A 19,845-nucleotide genomic window follows, 5' to 3' on the forward strand; every position below is an offset into this window, starting at 1 on the left:
AGATGTCGGTTTCCCCCAATCTACTGCGTTCGAGGCCTGTACAGCAGCATTGTGTTGGTTCACGGACCGCGTAATTCTCGTTCGATGCGGTCCTTGGAAAGCTACACCAAGTAGGCTTTATAACGGATCGTTAGATCCGTTTGTGCGTCCGAGTGCCCTCAGGGCCATCCAGCGCAGGTTATCGAGGCGCACTGAACAGTCGACAAGGCAGGAAATTTGACCGGCAATTTCAACTTCCGACACCACAACACCGCCCTCCTGGGCATCGAAAGTGTTGAGGCTCCGGTCATCGTCACCTCAAACGAATTCGACCGTGTACTGGCTCCGGCGCTGAAGCGTCTGAGGCTTTCCTCCGGTTTGCTCCAGCGCGTGGCGGGAATCACCGAACGCCGCTGGTGGGCTCCCGGCACCCGGTTCGACGACGCCGCCATCGAGGCGGGCGCCAAAGCACTGGCGTCCTCGGGCATCGAGGCGTCGCAGATCGGCCTCCTGATCAACACCTCGGTCACCCGGACCAATCTGGAACCATCGGTTGCGGTGAAGATCCACAACGGGCTCGGCCTGCCCTCCTCCGCCATGAACTTCGACGTCGCCAATGCGTGCCTCGGCTTCGTCAACGGGATCACCCTGGCCGCGAACATGATCGAGGCCGGGCAGATCCAGTACGCCATGGTGGTCAACGGTGAAGACTCCCAGACCACCCAGGAAGCCACCCTGCGCCGCCTGAACCAGCCCGAGGCCACCCGGGCCAGTTTCCTTCAGGAGTTCGCTACGCTCACCCTCGGATCCGGAGCAGCCGCTGCTGTCCTTGGCCCGGCCGACGCCCACCCCGGCGCGCACCGCGTCCTGGGCGGCGTGGCACGAGCCGGAACCGAACACCACGAACTCTGTGTCGGCGGGATCGACGGCATGTACACGGATGCGCAGGGACTGCTCGACGGCGGCCTTGAGCTGGTGGTCGACGCCTGGAATGAGGCGCAGCAGGAGTGGGATTGGACCGCGATGGACCGCTACATCACCCACCAGGTGAGCAGCACCCACACGAACGCGATCGTCGAGGCGATTGACCTAGACCCGTCCCGGGTGCCCATGACCTTCCAGAAGTGGGGCAATGTGGGTCCGGCATCACTGCCGATGACCCTGGCCGCCGAGGCCCAGACCCTCACCTCCGGTGACCGGGTGCTCTGCATGGGCGTCGGGTCCGGGTTGAACACCGCGATGCTGGAGATTGCGTGGTAGCACTTCCCGGTGTCGACCCCTCGTGGCCGCACTACCGAGACGTCCCCTCCCATGCCGCAGTAGATCCCGAGGGAACCACCAACAGCTGGCATTACCTCGATAACGGCGCGCAGCTCACCGAGCCTGCCCGCGGAACCCTGCTGTGCGTGCACGGCAACCCCACCTGGTCCTACCTGTGGCGGAGCGTGCTTGCTGCAGGGGCTGAGCACGGCTGGCGGGTGATTGCCGTCGACCAGCTGAACATGGGACTCTCTGAACGAACCGGCCGGTTCCGACGACTCGCGGACCGGGTCCAGGACCTCAACGATTTCGTCGAAACCATGAACCTGACCGGACCGATCATCACCGTCGGCCACGACTGGGGCGGCGTTGTCAGCCTCGGCTTCGCGCACCAGCGCAGGGACCTCGTCGACGCCGTCGTGCTCACCAACACGGCAATCCACCAGGACCCCAAGCGTGCGATTCCCGCTCCCCTGCGTCTGGCGCTCCACCCGCTGGTGCACCGGTGGGGGACGAAGGACACGTCGGCGTTCCTGGATGTCACCCACGCGCTGGCCCGGCCCGCGCTGCCGAAGGAGGTGCGGAAGGCGTTCCTCCTGCCATACCGCGGTGGCGCCCGGCGCCAGGGTATTGCAGACTTTGTGGCCGACATTCCCGCCGGACCATCACATCCCAGCTATCCGGCGCTCCGGAGCATCGCCGAGGGCATCCGCACCCTCAACGTGCCCGCGCTGATGCTGTGGGGACCCGAGGATCCCATCTTCTCGGACACTTACCTCAACGACCTCGCGGCACGGCTCCCCCAGGCCGATATTCACCGGTTCGAGGGTGCCAGCCACCTCGTCGGCGAGGACCGGGACATCGCCGGTCCTCTCTTCCACTGGCTCGACGGCGCCCTGGCTCCCCCCGCTGGGGCACCTTCTCCCGAACCCGCTGAAGAGGACGCCCGAACAGGCGACAACCCTACAGAGAATGACCCAACAAACGACGACCCCACAGCCGCCGCGACCGCGTCGTTCACCCCGCTGGAGCACGAACTGACCCGGCGCGCACAGGGTCCCGACGCCGACCAGTTGGCCGTCGCCGATATGGGCGAGGCTGGCCGGATGGGCCGGTCCCTGTCCTGGCGTGGGCTGGACCACGAGGTCAGTTCGCTCGCCGACGCTCTGCGGCGGATCGGCCTGCGCCGCGGCAGCAGGGTGAGCCTGATGGTGCCGCCCGGGGTGGAGCTCACGGTGCTCCTCTACGCCTGTCTGCGGATCGGCGCCGTGATCATCGTCGCGGACGCCGGCCTGGGCCGTAAGGGCCTCAGCAAGGCGGTTCGCGGGACGGTTCCGGACTTCCTGATCGGTATTGACCTGGCGCTCACCGCAGCAAAGCTGTTCGGTTGGCCCGGCCGCCGCATCAGTGTTGCCACGCTCCCCACCGCCAAGCGGAAACTCCTCGGGGTGGAGTATTCACTCGCGGAGCTCCGCGAGGGCACGACGACAGCCGCGCCCGACGATGCTGGAACCCCTCACACTGCAACCAGTAACACTGGAACCCGTGACACCGGATCAGTTCACGTGCTCGATCCCGGCTTCCTTGATCCCGATGTACTCGATCCCGATGCCGACGCCGCCATCCTCTTCACCTCCGGTTCCACCGGCCCAGCCAAGGGAGTCGTGTACACCCACCGCCGGCTCGCAGCGATGCGGGACACTGTCTCCGAGACCTTCGGCATTCGCCCCGGCGACGCCCTGGTGGCGGGTTTCGCACCGTTCGCCCTGCTGGGCCCAGCCCTCGGCACGACGTCGATTACCCCCGACATGGACGTCACCAGACCCAGGACCCTTTCAGCGTCGGCCCTCGCCGACGCCGTTGCGGCCATCGACGCGACCACCGTGTTCGCGTCCCCCGCAGCGCTTCGGAACATCCTGGCCACCCAGGGAGAGCTGACCGATACCGGCAGACAAGCCCTGGCAGGGGTTTCGCTGCTCCTTTCGGCTGGCGCCCCCGTGCCGTCGCGGCTGCTGACCGAGCTACTGGGCATTCTTCCCGCGGCGTCGCTCCACACGCCCTACGGGATGACCGAAGCGTTGCCCGTCACCGACGTCGACCTCGGGTTGATCCTTTCGGCCGAAGCCGACGCTGCTGCCGGGAACGTGGTGGGCGCTGGGAACGGCGTCTGCGTGGGCCGGGCCGTCGCGGGAGCACGGATCGCCGTCAGTGAACTCAACCAGGCGGGGACCGCCGACGGCGAACCCACCACCGAGGCTGGGGTGACCGGGGAAATCCTCATCGATGCTCCCCATGTGAAGGATCGCTACTACCGACTGTGGCTCACCCAGAGCGAGAGCTCGCGGACCGGTGGCTGGCACCGCACCGGGGATATCGGACATTTCGATTGCGACGGCCGGCTCTGGGTCGAGGGACGGCTTCCCCACCTGATCACCCCGGCCGCTGGTGTTCTTACCCCGGTAGGGGTGGAGCAGGCTCTTGAGGCGGTGGACGTCGTCGGGCTCGCAGCGGTAGTGGGCGTGGGGCCTGCTGGCACCCAGGCGGTGGTCGCGGTGGTCGAGACTATCCCGGCGACGGCAAAACCGGGGCTCGCACCCGCATCGCTGGCGTCCGAGGCACGCAGTGCCGCCCGCACCGCTGGCGCTGAGCTGTCCGCGGTCCTGGTGGTTCCCGCGCTGCCCACGGACATCCGGCACAACGCCAAGATTGACCGGACTGCCGTGGCACGGTGGGCCGCCGGGGTGCTGGCCGGCGGAAAGATCGGCAAACTGTGAGGGTCCTGGTCACCGGTGCCAGCGGGATGCTGGGCCGGGTGACTGCCGAGTTGCTGCAGGCCCAGGGCCACGAGGTGCGCACGTTTCAGCGACGTCCAGCCGGACTGAGCGGCATCGAGGACAGCCTGGGATCAATCACCGATCCCACTGCCGTCCAGCGGGCGGTGCTGGGCATGGATGCTGTGGTGCATCTGGCGGCCAAGGTCTCGTTCGCCGGAGCGGCAGCTGACTTCGAAGCAGTCAATGTGGAGGGCACCCGGTGCCTGCTGGATGCGGCGCGCACCGCCGGGGTGCGGGACTTCGTGTTCATCTCCTCCCCCTCGGTGGCGCACGTGGGTACGTCGATCGTGGGGCAGGCTGCCACTGATGCAACGCCGGAGAAGGTATTGGGCCACTACGCCCAAACAAAGGCCCGCGCCGAACTCATCGCACTGCAGGCCAACAGCGACAGCTTCCGCGTTGCGGCAGTCAGGCCACACATTGTGTGGGGTCCAGGCGACACCCAACTGGTGGAGCGGGTGTTGCAGCGGGCGCGAGCCGGGCGTCTCCCCGTCCTGGACGCTGGCACCGCACTGGTTGACACCACCTACGTCGATAACGCCGCCGAGGCGATCGCCGCTGCCCTCGGCCGGATGGACCGGGTAGCGGGGTTGGCGGTCGTGGTCACCAACGGAGAGCCCCGGCCCATCGGCGAACTGATCGCGGGCATCTGCCGGGCGGGTGGGGTTCGCCCGCCGCGGTGGAGCGTTCCCGGAAGGGTGGCACGTGGCGCGGGGTCGCTGGTTGAGTTCGTGTGGCAGCGCAGCGGGGCCGATGCGGAACCACCGATGACCCGGTTCCTGGCGGAGCAACTCTCCACTGCACACTGGTTCGATCAGCGGCGTACCCGCGACCTGCTGGGCTGGACGCCCGGCGTGTCACTCGATGAGGGCCTGGCCAGGCTCTCGGAGCACTACCGGCAGCTGTAGCCAGGAGTCCTCTGCACACCGAATATCCTCTGCCCGCTGAATACTGGGGCGTACGCTCCGGGACCATACGTCGGTGAAAATGCGCATATGAGCGCGAAAGTGGACACACGAATGCGCCACCGGAATTCTCCGATGGCGCATTCGTTAGTTGTGCCCGATCTCCTCAGGTTGCCTGCGGCGACGGCTTCAAGCCTGACGGCCTTCAGCCTACGAACCCCCGGTCAGAGGCTAAGCCTGGTCAGAGGCTAAGCCTGGTCAGACACAACCGGTCAGACACTTAGGGAGTGTAGTACCCAACAACAGGCATTGCGTCGACCGCGTGGACCAGGGTGCCCTGGCTGGGGTTCAGCGCGCTGACCATCTGGCCGTCACCAATGTAGATGCCGACGTGTCCGCCGCCGTTCTGGATGACGAGGTCACCTGGCTGCGGGTTGCTGGTGCGGGCTGAGGCAGCCATCTGTGCCTGGCTGGTGCGGGGCAGGTCGATGCCGTGCTGGGCGAAGACCCACTGCGTGAAGCCTGAGCAGTCCCAGGCGCCCGGGGTGGTGCCACCGTAGACGTAGCCCGAGCCGACCATCGACAGCGCGGTGCCAACGATGCCTGAGCTCGATGCCTGTCCACCGGTGGATGCTGCTGCCATCGGGGTGATGGCTTCAGAGGCGGTGGTGATGCCCAGGGTGCTGGTCTCGGCTGGAGCGGCCGGAGCCGGCGCGGCCGGAGCCGGCGCGGCAACGGTCACCGCGGCGGCTGGTGCCGCAGCGGGTGCTGGTGCTGCTACCTGGGTGGCCTGGGTGGTGCCGCCCGAAAGGGAAATAACGTCACCCGGGAAGATGACCGAGTCGTAGCTGAGGCCGTTCAGGGCGAACAGCGACTCAAGGCTGACACCCTGGGCTGCAGCGATGTTTCCGAGGGTGTCCCCGGCCTGAACGGTGTAGGTTGCTGATCCAGCGCTCTGGACGGCTGGCGCCGAGGCGGCTGGCTGGACGGTGATTTCACCGGCTGCATTGGCCGGGAGTCCGGCACTGAGCATGAGACCGGATGCGGCGACAACCACAGCGGCTGGACGGCCGAAGGCGCCAGCGTGTGAGCTGACTGCTTTGGAAACGGTCTTGAGCGCGCTCGGTGGGGTGGCGCGGTGACGCGCGATGTGATTCTTGGACATGATCTAGCCTCTCCCGATGCCTACGAAGTTAGCTGTCGGATTCGGATGGGAGCCACCCGGACTCGAAATCGAGTCTTCACCCCAAGGCCGTCGATCGACGGCCACTATTGGTTCCTCCGCTTCTGCCGGATATGTGCGGACGGACCTCACGACATCGGCAGAATTGGGCAATCTGTCGGGAGGACGCTGAGTTGAACGGAACCCTGCGCGCTGACCACTGTACCTAGGGTCGTCCAGTTTTGTCACATTTGTATTACGGCGGCGCTGTGATGGGTAGCGATTCGATAACTCGCGTCGGGGTGATGAACCATGCTCGGGCGCTGGGAAGGTTTCCATTGCATGATGGTCCCGCACGGTCGACGCCCGCGGCGGCTTCTCCCCCGGTATGTGGGCAAGGCCCCGGTGTGGAGAACTAGTCGGCGCCCGCGGCGTTGCGCAAAAACCGTGATACCGCCTAACCGGACTACCGCTTACCAGCGCCCGTTGCGGGGCTTTGGCTGGCAGCGGGGACAGCTGAACGAGGACCGGTTCATGAACATTTCACGGCGGATCAGGGAGCTACCGTGGAATCCCGGGTCGGCGGCACAGCGGGTACACGGTTCGCCCTCCCTGCCGTAGGCGTTGAGGGAACGCGCGAAATACCCTGAGGTCCCGTTGACGTTCACATACAGGGAGTCGAAGCTGGTCCCGCCGGCGTCCAGTGCGCGCAGCATGACGTCGCGGCAGGCATCGATCAGTCGGAGCGCATCGCCCCGTCGCATCGTTTCGGTGGGTCGTGCATAGTGCACGCGGGCAGACCAGAGCGCCTCATCGGCGTAGATATTGCCGATACCCGAGACCAGTGACTGATCCAGGAGCGCCCGCTTGATGCCCGTCCTGCGCCGGCGCAACTTCGCATAGAAGTCGGCAAAGGAGAACGCCGGGTCCAGTGGGTCTCGCGCAATGTGGGCCGCCTCGACGGGGATCAGTGGCAGCGGGCTTTCGCCGAGGCCACCGGCGTGACCGTCGGCGGTGGGAATCATCGACGTCACGAAGAGGCCACCGAAGATGCGTTGATCGACGAAGCGGAGTTCCCTCGGGAGCGGTCCGGCGTCGGCAGTGGACGCCGCAGAGAGCGTGAGCCGGACCCGAAGGTGTTTCTCCTCGGGTGCTTCGGCGTCCTGGACGAGCAGTTGCCCGCTCATCCCGAGATGCGCCATCAGTGCAACAGGCGGTCCTGCAGTGTCTGTGTCGGCCGTAGCTGCAGTGTCTGACGGCTTTGCGGTAGCTGCCAGCGGGAGCCAGAGGAACTTGCCCCGGCGGACTACGTCCAGGACCCGGGCGCCCACCAGATTGCCGGTGAAGTCCTCGCCGCCGAGGGCGTGGCGGCGGATCGACCGCGGGTCGAGGATGTCGACGTCGTCAATGGTGCGTCCCAGGACCCAGCGCGCGAGGCCACGGCGCACCACCTCGACCTCGGGAAGCTCTGGCATGGGTGCGTGCTTAAGCCGACGCGGCGGATGCCGGATTGGCGAAGCCGATGACAGGGTCAGGAACAGTGTCAGCGCCGTCAGGGTGAATCCCGTCGTGGGCGACGTTGGGCACTTCAACCGGGACCACTACCGTCTGGGCCGCTGTTTTGGGTTCAGCGGCGATAACCCGGAGCATCTTCCAGGAGGCGGCAGCAGCCTCCTGTTCGGCTTCCTTCTTGGAAGGACCCGATCCGGAGCCATAGGGCTTGCCTCCGACCGTGAGGAGTGCTTCGAAGGTGCGGGCGTGGTCGGGGCCGAATCCGGTGACCTTGTAGTCGATGGTGCCCAGGCGGCGCGCAGCGGCGATCTCCTGGATATTGGTCTTCCAGTCGGTGCCGGCGCCCATGGCGGCAGCGCTTCCCAACAGGGGACCCACCAGGCGCATCACCATGGCCCGGGCTATTTCGATCCCGTTGCTGAGGTAGGTCGCGCCAATGACGGCTTCCATCGTGTCAGCGAGAATCGATGCCTTGTTCCGCCCGTTGGTCAGCTTCTCGCCCTGGCCCAGCAGGACATGCTGGCCCAGCTCCAGGTCGCGGGCAATCCCGGCCAGGGCACGGGTGCTGACGACCGCGGAGCGCCGTTTGGCGAGGTCACCCTCCGACAGCTCGGGGTTGTCCCGGTACAGCGCGTCGGTGACCGCCAGCCCCAACACCGAATCACCAAGGAATTCGAGGCGTTCGTTGGTGGGGATACCGCCATGCTCATAGGCGAAGGAGCGGTGCGTCAGGGCAAGACGAAGCGTCCCGGCGTCAATTGAGACACCGAGACGCTTCAAAAGGTCTTCAGTATTAGCCACGTCTACTTACGCACTCGCATAAGAACGCTGCAGGCACCGGCGATGCCGGGCACACAGCGGTCGTTAGACGTCGGCTACCTTGCGTCCCTTGTACTCAAGGAACAGTGCAGTGCCGGCGGAGTCGGTGACTACCTTGGCCTGGTGAGCCAGGCTGTAGGTAACGCGGCCGTTCTCCACGGTCTTCACCAGTTTGGGGGCAGTTGCCTTCCACTGGGACCGACGTGCACGGGTATTCGAGCGGGACATTTTCCGCTTAGGAACAGCCACGACTAACTCTCTTCTCTCTCGACAGACTCTGTACTTGCTGCCACGTCGCTTGACGCTGCAGTGCTGGTCAGCCCGGTAAGGGCCGCCCAGCGGGGATCCAAAATTTCGTGCTGATGATCGGGGTCATCCGCGAGGCGGGCTCCACATTCAGAGCACAGACCCTCACAGTCCTCCCGGCACACCGGCTGGAACGGCAGTGACGTTACCACTGCGTCCCGAAGCACCGGCTCAAGATCAATTGAATCCCGATCAACCCGGTGCTCTTCAACAGGTTCTTCTCCCTCGGACAACTCGACGTCGTCGTAGTAGAAAAGCTCCTGCACATCGACGCTGCTGCTGTACTTGATGGGATCCAGGCACCGGCCACATTCGCCCACGATCTCGACGTCTGCGGTACCTGATACCAGAATTCCCTCGTGCACAGCCTCCAGTCTCAGATCCAGTTCCACGGGGGAACCTTCCTGAACACCGATGAGAACCACACCGAAATCCTTTGGTGCGGGTACATGTTCTTCGATTGTTCGCATGCTGCCCGGGCTGCGCCCGAGGTCCTTGACGTTGAAAATCAAAGGCGAACTGAGATCGCTCTTAATGGGAACTCCTGTAGAACATATGACCGACGTATCATCTTAGCCTGATTAGCCCGCCCGGCTCAAACCAGAGCCGGAGGGTTCGGCAAGCGACAGCCGCCGACGACGGCGGCTAGTGCCGCTCATGCCCCACCTCACCACGGATTATGGGCAGAGCCAAACGCGCCACGCGGGTGTGGTCCGGTCTGTGCGGACGCTTTGCGGGCGGTTACGGCCCCAGCTGGTGGCCTGCCCGTAAGGTTGACCCGGTGAGAATCCCCCCGACCCGAGTGCTGTGGCGATGGCTGCAACGGTCGACGGCGGCCCTGGTGGCGTTGACCTGCATCTGGCTGCTCGCCTGCTATTCCCTGTTCATCAACCCACCGGTGTTCGGCCCGGACTATGTGGCTGGAGTCAACGCCGATGCGGTGGTGGTCCTGGGGGGCGACAGCTCGGAGCGGCTCCCCCTCGCCGAGGAGTTGGTGGCGGCAGGGCACGCACCGATCCTTGCCATCTCCCGGACAGACACCCCCGGGAACGTCGACGCCGACCGGCTCTGCAAGAGACCGGCACACGCATCGCGGGTGTGTTTTGAACCCTCTCCCCTCACCACCCGTGGAGAAGCACGCGCCGTCGCCCGACTCGCAGCCGACCGGGACTGGGACACCGTCCTAGTGGTCACCTCCGACTATCACGCACTGCGGGCGTTCACCAACCTTCGTCAATGCTCGGACACGGAGCTGGTCATGGTCCCCTCGACCCCCGACCATGGGCTGCTGGGATGGCTGCCCCGGTTTGTCGAGGAAACGGCCGCCCTGGCTGCCACCCACCTGAGGCCTGTCTGCGCGAACCGGATCTAGTACCGGCTGTGCCGCCCGCTCGGAAAATGACCCTTACGGCCCTACCTGCTTCGGCGTCCCGATCGCGTGATAGGTTCTCACCAACAATCAGCAGCCTTAGCTTTGCCAGGACACTCGCAGCCGATGAGGGCCCGCCATATGCCTGGGTGCACCCCCGACCTGAAAGAGAGCGATAGCCATGAGCGGTTCCGAAGACACGCTGGATTCGGTGTGGCCAGACTGGCAGAAGGCGGTCAATATGACGGCCCCCACACTGGAGGACTGGCTCGAGTCCGATGAATCACGTTCTGTCGGCCAGAAGGGCAACGGAGGTGAGTCGGTGGGCCACGAATCCGGCCGACGGATTGTGAAAATCTTGCGAACCAGGAAAGTGGATCTCAGCGAGGAGGACGTTGCGCACATGCACAAAGTAGTGGGCTACGTCCGCAGACATCTGGCACAGAAGCCGTCGTCCGACGTTGAACACTCCCGGTGGCGGTACTCCCTGATGAACTGGGGACACGATCCACTGAAGAAAGACTAGAGCGCACCGGCCCCGCGCCCACCGCGCTCCGGCCCCGCACCGGCTTCGCACCGGCCCCCGGCTGACGAGGGCTTCACCGAGGCCTTGTTCGCGGACACTCCTGCCTGGAGACGCACCTGCTGGGCTAGAGTGGCTTTTATGTCGCAGATACGGGTCAAAGACGCAGCGCACTACCTCGGTGTCAGCGCCGACACAGTGCGGCGCTGGGCAGAAGACGGTACCCTCACCAGCACCAAATCCTCAACCGGCGTCACCATGCTTGACGGCCTGGAGCTCGCCCACCTGGCCCGGGAGCGTGCTGTCCTGCCCGAGGATCCATCGGGGATGGAGAGCTCAGCCCGGAACCGGTTTGTGGGGCTGGTGACCCGGGTGGTGACAGACAGGGTGATGGCCCAGGTGGAACTCCAGTGCGGCCCCCACCGGGTGGTCTCCCTGATGAGCGCTGAAGCCGTCAAGGAGTTGGCGCTGGAGCCGGGCTCGGTAGCCGTCGCGGTGGTGAAATCGACCACCGTCATTGTCGAGACTCCCGGAAGGAAGATCTGAGATGTGGCATTCCCGCGGCATGGTCGCCGTTGGCTCGTTGGCGGTCCTGGGGTTGGCCGCCTGCGGCACCGCAGCCGACTCTCCGGAGGCAGCGGATGCCGACCAGGGCCTGACCGTGTTCGCCGCCGCGTCGCTGCAGACCACCTTTACGAAGCTCGGTGAGCAGTACGAGGCAGCGAACCCGGGTTCCACCATCACCTTCAGCTTTGCCGGGTCCTCTGATCTGGCCACCCAGCTGACCGCCGGTGCACCCGCCGATGTGTTTGCTTCAGCAGACACCCTCACGATGGACCGGGTAGCCGCCGAGGAACTGATCGACGGGCAACCGGTGCCCTTTGCCACGAATACCCTGACCATCGCGGTACCCGCGGGCAACCCCGCAGGCATCACCGGCTTCGAGGATCTGGCCGACCCCGGCACCAGGGTGGTCCTCTGCGCACCGCAGGTACCCTGCGGGGCCGCTGCAGTCGAGGCCCAGAGGGCAGCCGGAGTGACGGTGAACGCGGTGAGCGAGGAAGGGTCCGTAACCGACACGCTGGGCAAGGTCCGCTCCGGTGAAGCAGATGCGGGCCTGGTCTATGTCACCGATGTGCTGGCCGCCGGCAACAGCGTCGAGAGCATTGACTTCCCGGAGGCGACAGACGCTCTCACCACCTACCCGGTGGCGGCTGTGGCGGGAGGGAATAGTGATCGCGCCCGAAGCTTCATTGACCTCGTGACGTCTCCGGCGGGCCAGCAGCTGCTCACCGACGCAGGATTCGGTGCGCCGTGAGCACCAGAATCCGGGCAATCCGGCATGGAATCCCGCGGTGGGTGTTTGTCCTCGCCGCCGGCGGTGCCCTGTTGGTGCTGTTGCCCCTGGCGGCGATGATCGCGCAAGTGAACTGGTCGCAGTTCGTGCAGCTGGTGACCTCGGAGTCGTCGGTGGCGGCGCTCGGCCTGAGCCTGCGCACCTCGGTGATCGCCACGGGGCTGTGCGTCGTGTTTGGCGTACCGATGGCCCTGGTGCTCGCCCGCACCGACTTCCCCGGCCAGCAGGTACTGCGGGCGCTGGTGCTGTTGCCCCTGGTCCTGCCGCCCGTGGTGGGCGGCATAGCGTTGCTCTACACGTTTGGCAGGCAGGGACTGGTGGGGTCCAGCCTTGAGGTGCTCGGGATCAGCATCGCGTTCTCGACGACCGCCGTCGTGATTGCCCAGACCTTCGTTGCCTTGCCCTTCCTGGTGCTCAGCCTCGAGGGGGCCATCAGATCAGCCGGCAGCCGGTACGAAGCGGTTGCTGCGACGCTGGGCGCCCGGCCCGGAACTGTACTCCGCCGGATTACCCTGCCCCTGGTGCTGCCGGGGCTGATCTCCGGAATGGTGCTGTCCTTCGCGCGGGCACTGGGTGAATTTGGTGCCACCCTGACCTTTGCGGGCAGCCTGCAGGGTGTCACCCGGACCCTTCCCCTGGAGATCTATCTGCAGCGCGAGACCGACCCCGATGCCGCCGTCGCGCTCTCACTGGTCCTCGTGGTGGTGGCGGTGCTGGTGGTTGGGCTTGCGCACCGGAGCCGTCCCCAGGGCGGAGGCGCGCTGTGAGCCTCACGGCAGATGTGCAGGTGGCCGCCCGTGATCTGGCGGTCCAGTTGACAGTTGAGCAGGGCGAAACGGTTGCCGTCCTGGGTCCCAACGGCGCTGGCAAGTCGACCCTGCTCACGGTGCTCGCGGGACTGCTGCGTCCCGACGGCGGCAGCGCCACCCTGGACGACACCACCCTGTTTGCAGAAGGCGTCTGGTTGCCCCCGTATGCCAGGGGTGTCTCACTGCTGGCACAGGAGCCGCTGCTGTTCCCGCATCTGAGCGTGCTGGACAATGTGGCCTTCGGCCCACGCAGCCAGGGCGCGAGCCGCGCGGTCTCCCGCGAGGAGGCGCTGAGGTGGCTGGGCGAGCTGGAGGCGGCGGAGTTTGCTGACCGGCGTCCGTCGGAATTGTCCGGCGGGCAAGCGCAACGGGTGGCGGTGGCCCGGGCCCTTGCCATCCATCCACGGCTGCTGTTGCTCGACGAACCCATGTCGGCGCTGGATATCGCCGTGGCTCCCGCGATGCGGAGGACCCTGAAGCGGGTGTTGACGGGGCGAAGCGCGATCATCGTCACCCACAGCGTGCTTGACGCCCTGATGCTTGCGCACCGCACCATCATCATCCAGTCCGGACGCGTCGTCGAGGCGGGACCCAGCCGCGAGATTCTTGAGCGGCCGCGCAGTGCGTTCGGCGCGGGCCTCGCCGGGGTGAACCTGGTGACCGGCACCAGCACGCTCGGCGGCCTGGTCACCGGAGATGGCCTCCGGTTGTCCGCCGTCGCTGAAGAGCCACTGCCAGCGGGTCAGGATGCCGCGGCGGTCTTCAGCCCCCGCGCCGTGTCGGTGTTTGTGATGGAACCGTCAGGTAGTCCGCGGAATGTGCTGCCGGTAGTGGTCAGCGACCTGGAGCAGCGCGGTGATCTTGTCAGCGTCCGCGCCGGTCACCTGAGCGCCGACATCACCGCCGCAGCGGCAGCAGATCTTGACCTGATCCCCGGGATGAAGGTGTTCTTCGTGGTCAAGTCCACCGAAATTGCCCTGTATCCGCGGTAGCTGCGGGGTGTTGAGGATCAGCCGATCCTCGGCTGGACCCACCCACAGCGCACTTCCAAGGATTTCATAGCCAACATCAAGCATGGTGGGCCCACTCGGTCCCTTCAATCCAGCAGGGTGTGTCATGAATATTTTCGGCAGGAAATCAGCACCAGAAAAACGAGAGGCATCGCAGGGGTCGCGGGCCGCTGTCCACCGAGCCCTTCACTCGGCCCAGTCACCCAACCGTGGGCAGAGGCTGCCGGTCCGACTGGCGGCGATTGCCACCGCTCTCCTCTTCCCGTTGGGCATGTTGCTACCGGTCACCGGAGCCAACGCTGTGGTTGCTCCTACCGGTCAGGGGTTTACCGTCACACCCTCGGATCTTGCCTTCATCCTGAAGCAGATCAAAATCGCCGAGGCGCACGTGGCAAATACCACTTCCGCAACGGGTCCGTGTGGAGCCCTGGTAGGTACCGGACCCAACCAGATCGCCACCCCTCTCATCTCCCACGGGCTGAGGACAGTCGACGGATCCTGTAATAACCTGCAGGCAGGGCAGGAAACCTTCGGCGCGGCGGACCAACCGTTCCCACGGCTCGCGCCCGCCACATTTTCAGGCGCCGAATCGGGTTCCCTCGGCGGGCCCCCTTCGCCGACCAGTTATAACCAAACCGCCGGCAACGTGTTCGATTCCCAGCCGCGAACCATCAGTAACCTGATTGTGGACCAGACCTCAACCAACCCCGCAGCCGTCGCTGCCGCGGGATTGCCCATCAGAAGCCAGAACAACACGGGGGTCACCCCGTGCACCACCGATCCCGACCCCCTGGCTGTGCCAGCTGTGGACGGGGTCCCCCTCGGCTGCACTCCGTCGTTCCAGACCCTGTTCATCCCGAACGTCACCACCGACGTCGGGCTTTCTCCACCGTACAACTCGTTGTTCACCCTGTTTGGCCAGTTCTTCGACCATGGGATTGACCAGACGGTCAAAGGCGGCGGCACTGTGTTCGTTCCGCTCAAGGGCGACGACCCACTTATTGCTGGGCCAGACCACAAAGTCGGCACCGCCGACGATCTGAACCCCAACCTGCGGTTCATGGTCCTCACCCGGGGCAAGAACCAGCCGGGCCCCGACGGACAACTTGGCACCGCCGACGATGTCCGCGATGCCCTCAACACTGACACCCCCTGGGTTGACCAAAGCCAGACCTACACCTCCCACGCCTCCCACCAGGTCTTCCTGAGGGAGTACGTCAACAACTCCAATGGACGCCCGGTGTCGACGGGCAAACTGCTGGGCGGACCTGCGGGGCCCACCGAGGGAGGCATGGCCACGTGGGCAGGTGTCAAGAATCAGGCAGCGTCTCTGCTTGGCCTGAAGCTTGAAGACGCTGACGCGCTTGATGTTCCGATGATCGCCGCCGACGCCTATGGCAAATTCATCCCGGGCCCAGCTCGCGGACTGCCGCAGTATGTAACTCTCACCGGATTGGTTGAGGGGGACACTGCTTCCCCGGTGCCGGTTCCAAACAACGTCAGGCACTTTGAAACCCCCTTCCTGACGGACATCGCCAACAACGCGGTACCGAAGCCGGGCTTCACCCCCGACCCCGACAATGTGGTCACACCCTCGCTGACTCCGTGTGCACAACCCGGATTCCCTGCAGGCTGCGTCAACCAGTACGACGACGAAATCCTCGATCTGCACTTTGCCGCTGGTGATGGAAGGGTCAACGAAAACATCGGCCTAACCGCTATCCACCAGGTGTTCCATTCAGAACACGACCGGATGGTGGGCGACATCAAGAACACCCTGGCGTCGGATACATCAGCGGCGGGAATCAGGGCGCTTGCCGAGTGGAAGTCAGCTCTCGGCGCCGAAGGCTGGAATGGTGAAAGACTGTTCCAGGCCGCACGCTTTGTGACCGAGATGGAGTACCAGCACCTCGTCTTTGAGGAGTTTGCGCGCAAGGTCCAGCCGGCCATCAACCCCTTTGAACCGTTTGCCTTCGTCCAGACTGACGTTGATCCGGCGGTTACCGCCGAGTTTGCCCACGCGGTCTATCGTTTCGGCCACTCAATGCTGACCGAGACTATTTCCCGCCGGAATGAAGACCGGCCAGGTAACGACAATGAATTTGGCACCTCCGATGATGTTGCGGGAACCCAGAATGATATTTCCCTGCTGGAAGGATTCCTCAATCCCCCGGCCTACACCGACGGCGGTCCCGCCGGTGACCTCACCTCCGAGGAGGCTGCAGGCAGCGTCTTCATGGGGATGTCCGACCAGGTAGGTAACGAGCTCGATGAGTTTGTGACCGATACGCTGCGAAACAATCTGCTGGGCCTGCCGCTTGACCTGGCGGCGATCAACATCGCCCGGGCACGGTCTGAGGGTATTCCACGCTTGAACGTCCTGCGCCGCAGCCTGCACGCTGCAACAAACGACGGGCAGTTGAGGCCCTACGTCAACTGGATCGACTTTGGCGAGAGTATCAAGCACCCGGAGTCCCTGGTGAACTTCGTTGCAGCGTACGGATTGCACCCAACTGTTACCGGCGCAACAACGCTGAAGGGTAAAAGGGAAGCAGCACGGGCCATCGTTAATCCAAATGTAGCCGCCGGAGACGTCGCCCCCGACGACGCAGCGGACTTCATGAACAGCACGGGCGCCTGGGCCAACAACGGAACGTCATCCATCACCGGGCTCGACGACGTCGACCTGTGGGTTGGCGGTCTTGCCGAGCAGACCAACGTCTTCGGCGGGCTATTGGGAAGCACCTTCAACTACGTGTTCGAAAGCCAGATGACCGACCTGCAGAACGGTGACCGTCTGTACTATCTTGCTCGTACTCCCGGCATGAATCTGCGCACGCAACTCGAGGGAAACTCTTTCTCGGAGCTGATCATGCGCAATACCAATGCCAAGAGCCTAAAGGCTGATCCGTTCGCGACATCAGACTGCAAGTTCGAACTGAAGAACCTCGCTGGCACCCCGGGCGGGTTCACCTCCTTCGGCAACACGATCGCCGATGATCAGGCCAGTGAATGCAATGAGACAGCGCTGCTGATTCGCATGCCTGACGGGACGATCAAGTATCGCTCACGCAATACTGTTGACCCCGCCGGAATCAACGGACAGAGCGTCTACAACGGGACGTCCGGAACTGACCGGGTCTTCGGTGGCAACGACAGTGATACCTTCTGGGGCAATCTCGGCAACGACGTCATTGAGGGCGGAGACGGAGCCGATGTGGCTCTGGGCGGCGAGGGTAACGACATCCTCACCGATCTCGCCGGAGACGACGTACTCAAGGGCGGTCCGGGTAACGACGCCATCAACGCGGGTCCCGGGCTTGATCTGATTATGGGCGGCGATGGCAAGGACTTCATGAACGGCGGCGGTAACGCCAATACCACCTTCGCCGGTGAGGGAGACGACTTCCTGATCCTCGGCGAAGGTATTGATCAGGGTATCGGCGACGGCGGCGACGACTGGATTGAGGGCGGTGACCAGCCTGACGGGCTGATCGGTGACAGCTCGAATCTGTTCTTCACCGACGACAACAAACCCGGTCACGATATCGCTATCGGCCAGGGCGGTGACGACGACTACGATCTTGAAGGTGGCGACGACATCGGCGTCGCTGGTCCCGGCATCGAGAAGAACGTCGGGGCGGCAGGCTATGACTGGTCGATCAGCCAGGGCGATCCGCAACCAATGGATTCTGATCTGTCGCTTCCCCTTCCTCCGCTCAACGTTCTCACCGTAGGGGTCAGGGACAAGTTCAACGAAAATGAAGCCCTGTCGGGGTGGAAGTTCAATGACAAGATCCGCGGCGACGACGTGGTTCCCAGTGAGGTTGGTGGCGGCGGATTCATCGGCTGCGACGTCCTCGATCAGGCGGGTGTGGATCGTATCGATGGACTCGATGCACTACTTCCGGCCTCCGCGCTGACCACCCCGCTGGCTGATGTGGCTGCCAACTCGGTGATCGGCCCGGGCGAATGTCCCGGACTAGCTGGACCGGTGTGGGGCGATGGCAACATCCTGCTCGGCGGCGCTGGCAGCGACCTGCTGGAGGGCCGTGGCGCCGACGACCTTATTGACGGCGATGCCTACCTCAGTGTTCGGCTCAGCGTCCGCAATGCAGCGGGCGAGGAGATCGGCAGCGCCGGTGTCGAAGGACCGGGTCAAAGTGCCATGGCTTCGCAGTATCTAAGCGATGTCAACGGCAACCTCACCGGGCCAACCCTGCAACAGGATGTCTTCGCCGGAAAAGTTAATCCGGGGAACATCGTGGTCATCAGGGAAGTCCTTTCCCCGGCCAACGGGACGTCGGTGGACATTGCGCAGTTCTCTGATCTTGAGGCGAACTACGACGTGACAACCGTACCCACCGGTGCCACACTTGGTTCGCCAGGCTCGGTGACCACTGTGGTTCATGCCCGAGGTACCCAGGCCGACGGCACGGATACCGTCAGGAACGTCGAGGAACTGCGGTTCTCCGACTTTGGGACCCCTGCCGCTCCGGTGATCGGAACGGCGACGGCTGCCAACGCGTCAGCGACAGTCAGCTGGACCTCACCAGCCGGACTCGTCACCGGCTACAACGTGCGGGTGGTCGATGCAGCGGGCATCCAGGTAGGCGCGCTGCGGCCGGCAGCGAACACAGCGACAAGCCTGGTAGTCACCGGGCTGGTCAACGGCCAGGCCTACCGGTTCCAGGTGGAAGCGATCAACGCGGTGGGAACAGGTCCGCTCTCGGCCCTGTCCACAGCAGTGACCCCGAACGTGGTCCCAGGAACACCCACCAACGTGGTGGGAGTCCGAGGCAACACCTCGGCCACCTTGTCCTGGACCGCTCCGCCAGCAAATGGTGGAACAGCCATCACTGAATACCGGGTGCAGGTGCTGACCGGCACAACAGTGGTTCGGACGGTGACCTTCGCCGGAGCTGCAACAACAGGCCGGGCAGTGACGGGTCTGACCAACGGCACCGCCTACACCTTCAGGGTCCAGGCTGTCAACGCCCTGGGCGCGGGAGCGTTGTCTGCGGCATCGGCAACGGTTGTTCCGGGGGCCGCTCTCCCGGCGGCACCGGTGATTGGGACTGCCACAGCGGGAAACACCTCTGCGACAGTCAGATGGACCGCAGCTGCAGGAGCCACCAGCTACAACGTGAGGGTGGTCAATGCGGCAGGAACACAGGTCGGTGCTCTGCGGCCAGCTGCCGGCACAGCGACGAGCGTTGTGGTAACCGGGCTGGCCAACGGTCAGGCGTACCGATTCCAGGTGCAGGCGCTCAACGCTTCGGGGGCGAGTGCCTTCTCAGCCTTGTCTGCAGCGGTGACCCCGAATGTGGTCCCAGGAGTTCCCACTAACGTGGTGGGAGTCCGAGGAAACACCTCGGTTACCCTGTCCTGGACCGCTCCGCCAGCAAATGGCGGAACGGCGATCACCGAATACCGGGTGCAGGTGCTCACCGGGACAACCCTGGTTCGCACGGTGACATTCACCGGCACCGCAACGACGGGCCGCACGGTTACGGGCCTTTTGAACGGCGTTAGCTATACCTTCCGGGTCCAGGCTGTCAACGCCCTGGGTGCGGGAGCGCTGTCGACGGCCTCAGCGGCAGTGTCGCCAGCGGGCCCTCCGGGGGTGCCGGTCATTCTGGCTCCCACCCAGGGCGCAGTGGGCGGAACACTGACTGCCAACGCCAACTGGAACGCTCCGGCCTCAACCGGTGGATCCCCCATCACCGGTTACCGGGTCAGGGCCCTGCGGATGGCGGCCGACGGTGTGACGATATCCGGCACACCGGTGACCGTCACAGCTGGAGCGACTCTTCGCACCTTGTCGTTCACGCTTCCAGCCGGTAACTACCGGTTTGATGTCGTGGCAGTCAACGCCATCGGATCAAGCCTCGCTTCGGCCCGGTCGGCGATAGTTCAGCCCCGGTAGCGACGGAGTAAGGATCGCACTATAAATGGAGGGAGTGGCCGTGTGGCCACTCCCTCCGTCTATGTACTTCA

General features: G+C 64.7%; 15 protein-coding genes and 1 riboswitch. Of the genes, 10 read left to right on the forward strand and 5 right to left on the reverse strand.

What is annotated here, in order from left to right; all coding sequences use genetic code 11:
• Positions 1-216 precede the first annotated feature (216 nt).
• The 3 genes from IWX64_RS07745 to IWX64_RS07755 are packed head-to-tail and all read left to right on the forward strand — an operon-like array spanning position 217 to position 4,981.
• A complete protein-coding gene (locus IWX64_RS07745; RefSeq protein ID WP_196866559.1) occupies positions 217-1,239 on the forward strand; it encodes a 3-oxoacyl-ACP synthase III in 1,023 nt (340 codons plus the stop codon).
• Positions 1,233-4,013 carry an alpha/beta fold hydrolase gene (locus IWX64_RS07750; RefSeq protein WP_196866560.1) on the forward strand — a complete coding sequence of 927 codons (2,781 nt, stop codon included), beginning with the start codon at positions 1,233-1,235 and terminating at the stop codon, positions 4,011-4,013. Before IWX64_RS07745 ends, IWX64_RS07750 begins: the two co-directional genes overlap by 7 nt.
• Entirely contained in the window at positions 4,010-4,981 is a 972-nt protein-coding gene (locus IWX64_RS07755) for an NAD-dependent epimerase/dehydratase family protein (RefSeq protein ID WP_196866561.1), read from the forward strand. Before IWX64_RS07750 ends, IWX64_RS07755 begins: the two co-directional genes overlap by 4 nt.
• Before the next feature lie 277 nt (positions 4,982-5,258).
• Here the strand turns inward: IWX64_RS07755 and IWX64_RS07760 are convergent, their stop codons facing one another.
• From IWX64_RS07760 to IWX64_RS07780, 5 genes are all read right to left on the reverse strand, one after another.
• Positions 5,259-6,143, reverse strand: a complete 885-nt coding sequence (locus tag IWX64_RS07760) for a C40 family peptidase (RefSeq protein WP_196866562.1) — start codon at positions 6,141-6,143, stop codon at positions 5,259-5,261.
• Positions 6,144-6,146: 3 nt separating this feature from the next.
• Positions 6,147-6,313: riboswitch (cyclic di-AMP (ydaO/yuaA leader) on the reverse strand.
• 300 nt (positions 6,314-6,613) lie between these two features.
• Entirely contained in the window at positions 6,614-7,615 is a 1,002-nt protein-coding gene (mutM, locus tag IWX64_RS07765; RefSeq protein WP_196866563.1) for a bifunctional DNA-formamidopyrimidine glycosylase/DNA-(apurinic or apyrimidinic site) lyase, read from the reverse strand.
• Between the two features lie 10 nt (positions 7,616-7,625).
• Positions 7,626-8,453 (reverse strand): ribonuclease III, encoded by an 828-nt coding sequence (rnc, locus tag IWX64_RS07770; protein ID WP_334683203.1) that lies wholly within the window; start codon positions 8,451-8,453, stop codon positions 7,626-7,628.
• A 63-nt stretch (positions 8,454-8,516) separates the two neighbouring features.
• Positions 8,517-8,720 (reverse strand): 50S ribosomal protein L32, encoded by a 204-nt coding sequence (gene rpmF, locus IWX64_RS07775; protein WP_024476178.1) that lies wholly within the window; start codon positions 8,718-8,720, stop codon positions 8,517-8,519.
• Positions 8,721-8,722: 2 nt separating this feature from the next.
• A complete protein-coding gene (locus IWX64_RS07780) occupies positions 8,723-9,289 on the reverse strand; it encodes a YceD family protein (protein ID WP_196866564.1) in 567 nt (188 codons plus the stop codon).
• A 269-nt stretch (positions 9,290-9,558) separates the two neighbouring features.
• Between IWX64_RS07780 and IWX64_RS07785 the strand changes: the two genes are divergently transcribed.
• The 7 genes from IWX64_RS07785 (at position 9,559) to IWX64_RS07815 (ending at position 19,774) form a co-directional block, all read left to right on the forward strand.
• Positions 9,559-10,149 carry a YdcF family protein gene (locus tag IWX64_RS07785; RefSeq protein WP_334683204.1) on the forward strand — a complete coding sequence of 197 codons (591 nt, stop codon included), beginning with the start codon at positions 9,559-9,561 and terminating at the stop codon, positions 10,147-10,149.
• Between the two features lie 178 nt (positions 10,150-10,327).
• Positions 10,328-10,672, forward strand: a complete 345-nt coding sequence (locus tag IWX64_RS07790; RefSeq protein ID WP_196866566.1) for a DUF3140 domain-containing protein — start codon at positions 10,328-10,330, stop codon at positions 10,670-10,672.
• Positions 10,673-10,810: 138 nt separating this feature from the next.
• Positions 10,811-11,215, forward strand: coding sequence for a TOBE domain-containing protein (locus tag IWX64_RS07795; RefSeq protein WP_196866567.1), 405 nt, complete (start codon positions 10,811-10,813; stop codon positions 11,213-11,215).
• Position 11,216: 1 nt separating this feature from the next.
• Entirely contained in the window at positions 11,217-11,987 is a 771-nt protein-coding gene (gene modA, locus IWX64_RS07800) for a molybdate ABC transporter substrate-binding protein (RefSeq protein WP_196866568.1), read from the forward strand.
• Positions 11,984-12,793: an ABC transporter permease gene (locus IWX64_RS07805; RefSeq protein WP_196866569.1), complete on the forward strand. Its 810-nt coding sequence runs from the start codon at positions 11,984-11,986 to the stop codon at positions 12,791-12,793. The genes modA and IWX64_RS07805 overlap by 4 nt, the downstream gene beginning before the upstream one ends.
• Positions 12,790-13,827, forward strand: coding sequence for a sulfate/molybdate ABC transporter ATP-binding protein (locus IWX64_RS07810; RefSeq protein ID WP_196866570.1), 1,038 nt, complete (start codon positions 12,790-12,792; stop codon positions 13,825-13,827). The genes IWX64_RS07805 and IWX64_RS07810 overlap by 4 nt, the downstream gene beginning before the upstream one ends.
• A gap of 124 nt (positions 13,828-13,951) precedes the next feature.
• Positions 13,952-19,774: a peroxidase family protein gene (locus IWX64_RS07815; protein WP_196866571.1), complete on the forward strand. Its 5,823-nt coding sequence runs from the start codon at positions 13,952-13,954 to the stop codon at positions 19,772-19,774.
• Positions 19,775-19,845: the final 71 nt, after the last annotated feature.

Source organism: Arthrobacter sp. CAN_A212 (assembly GCF_015752345.1).
GTDB lineage: Bacteria > Actinomycetota > Actinomycetes > Actinomycetales > Micrococcaceae > Arthrobacter_D.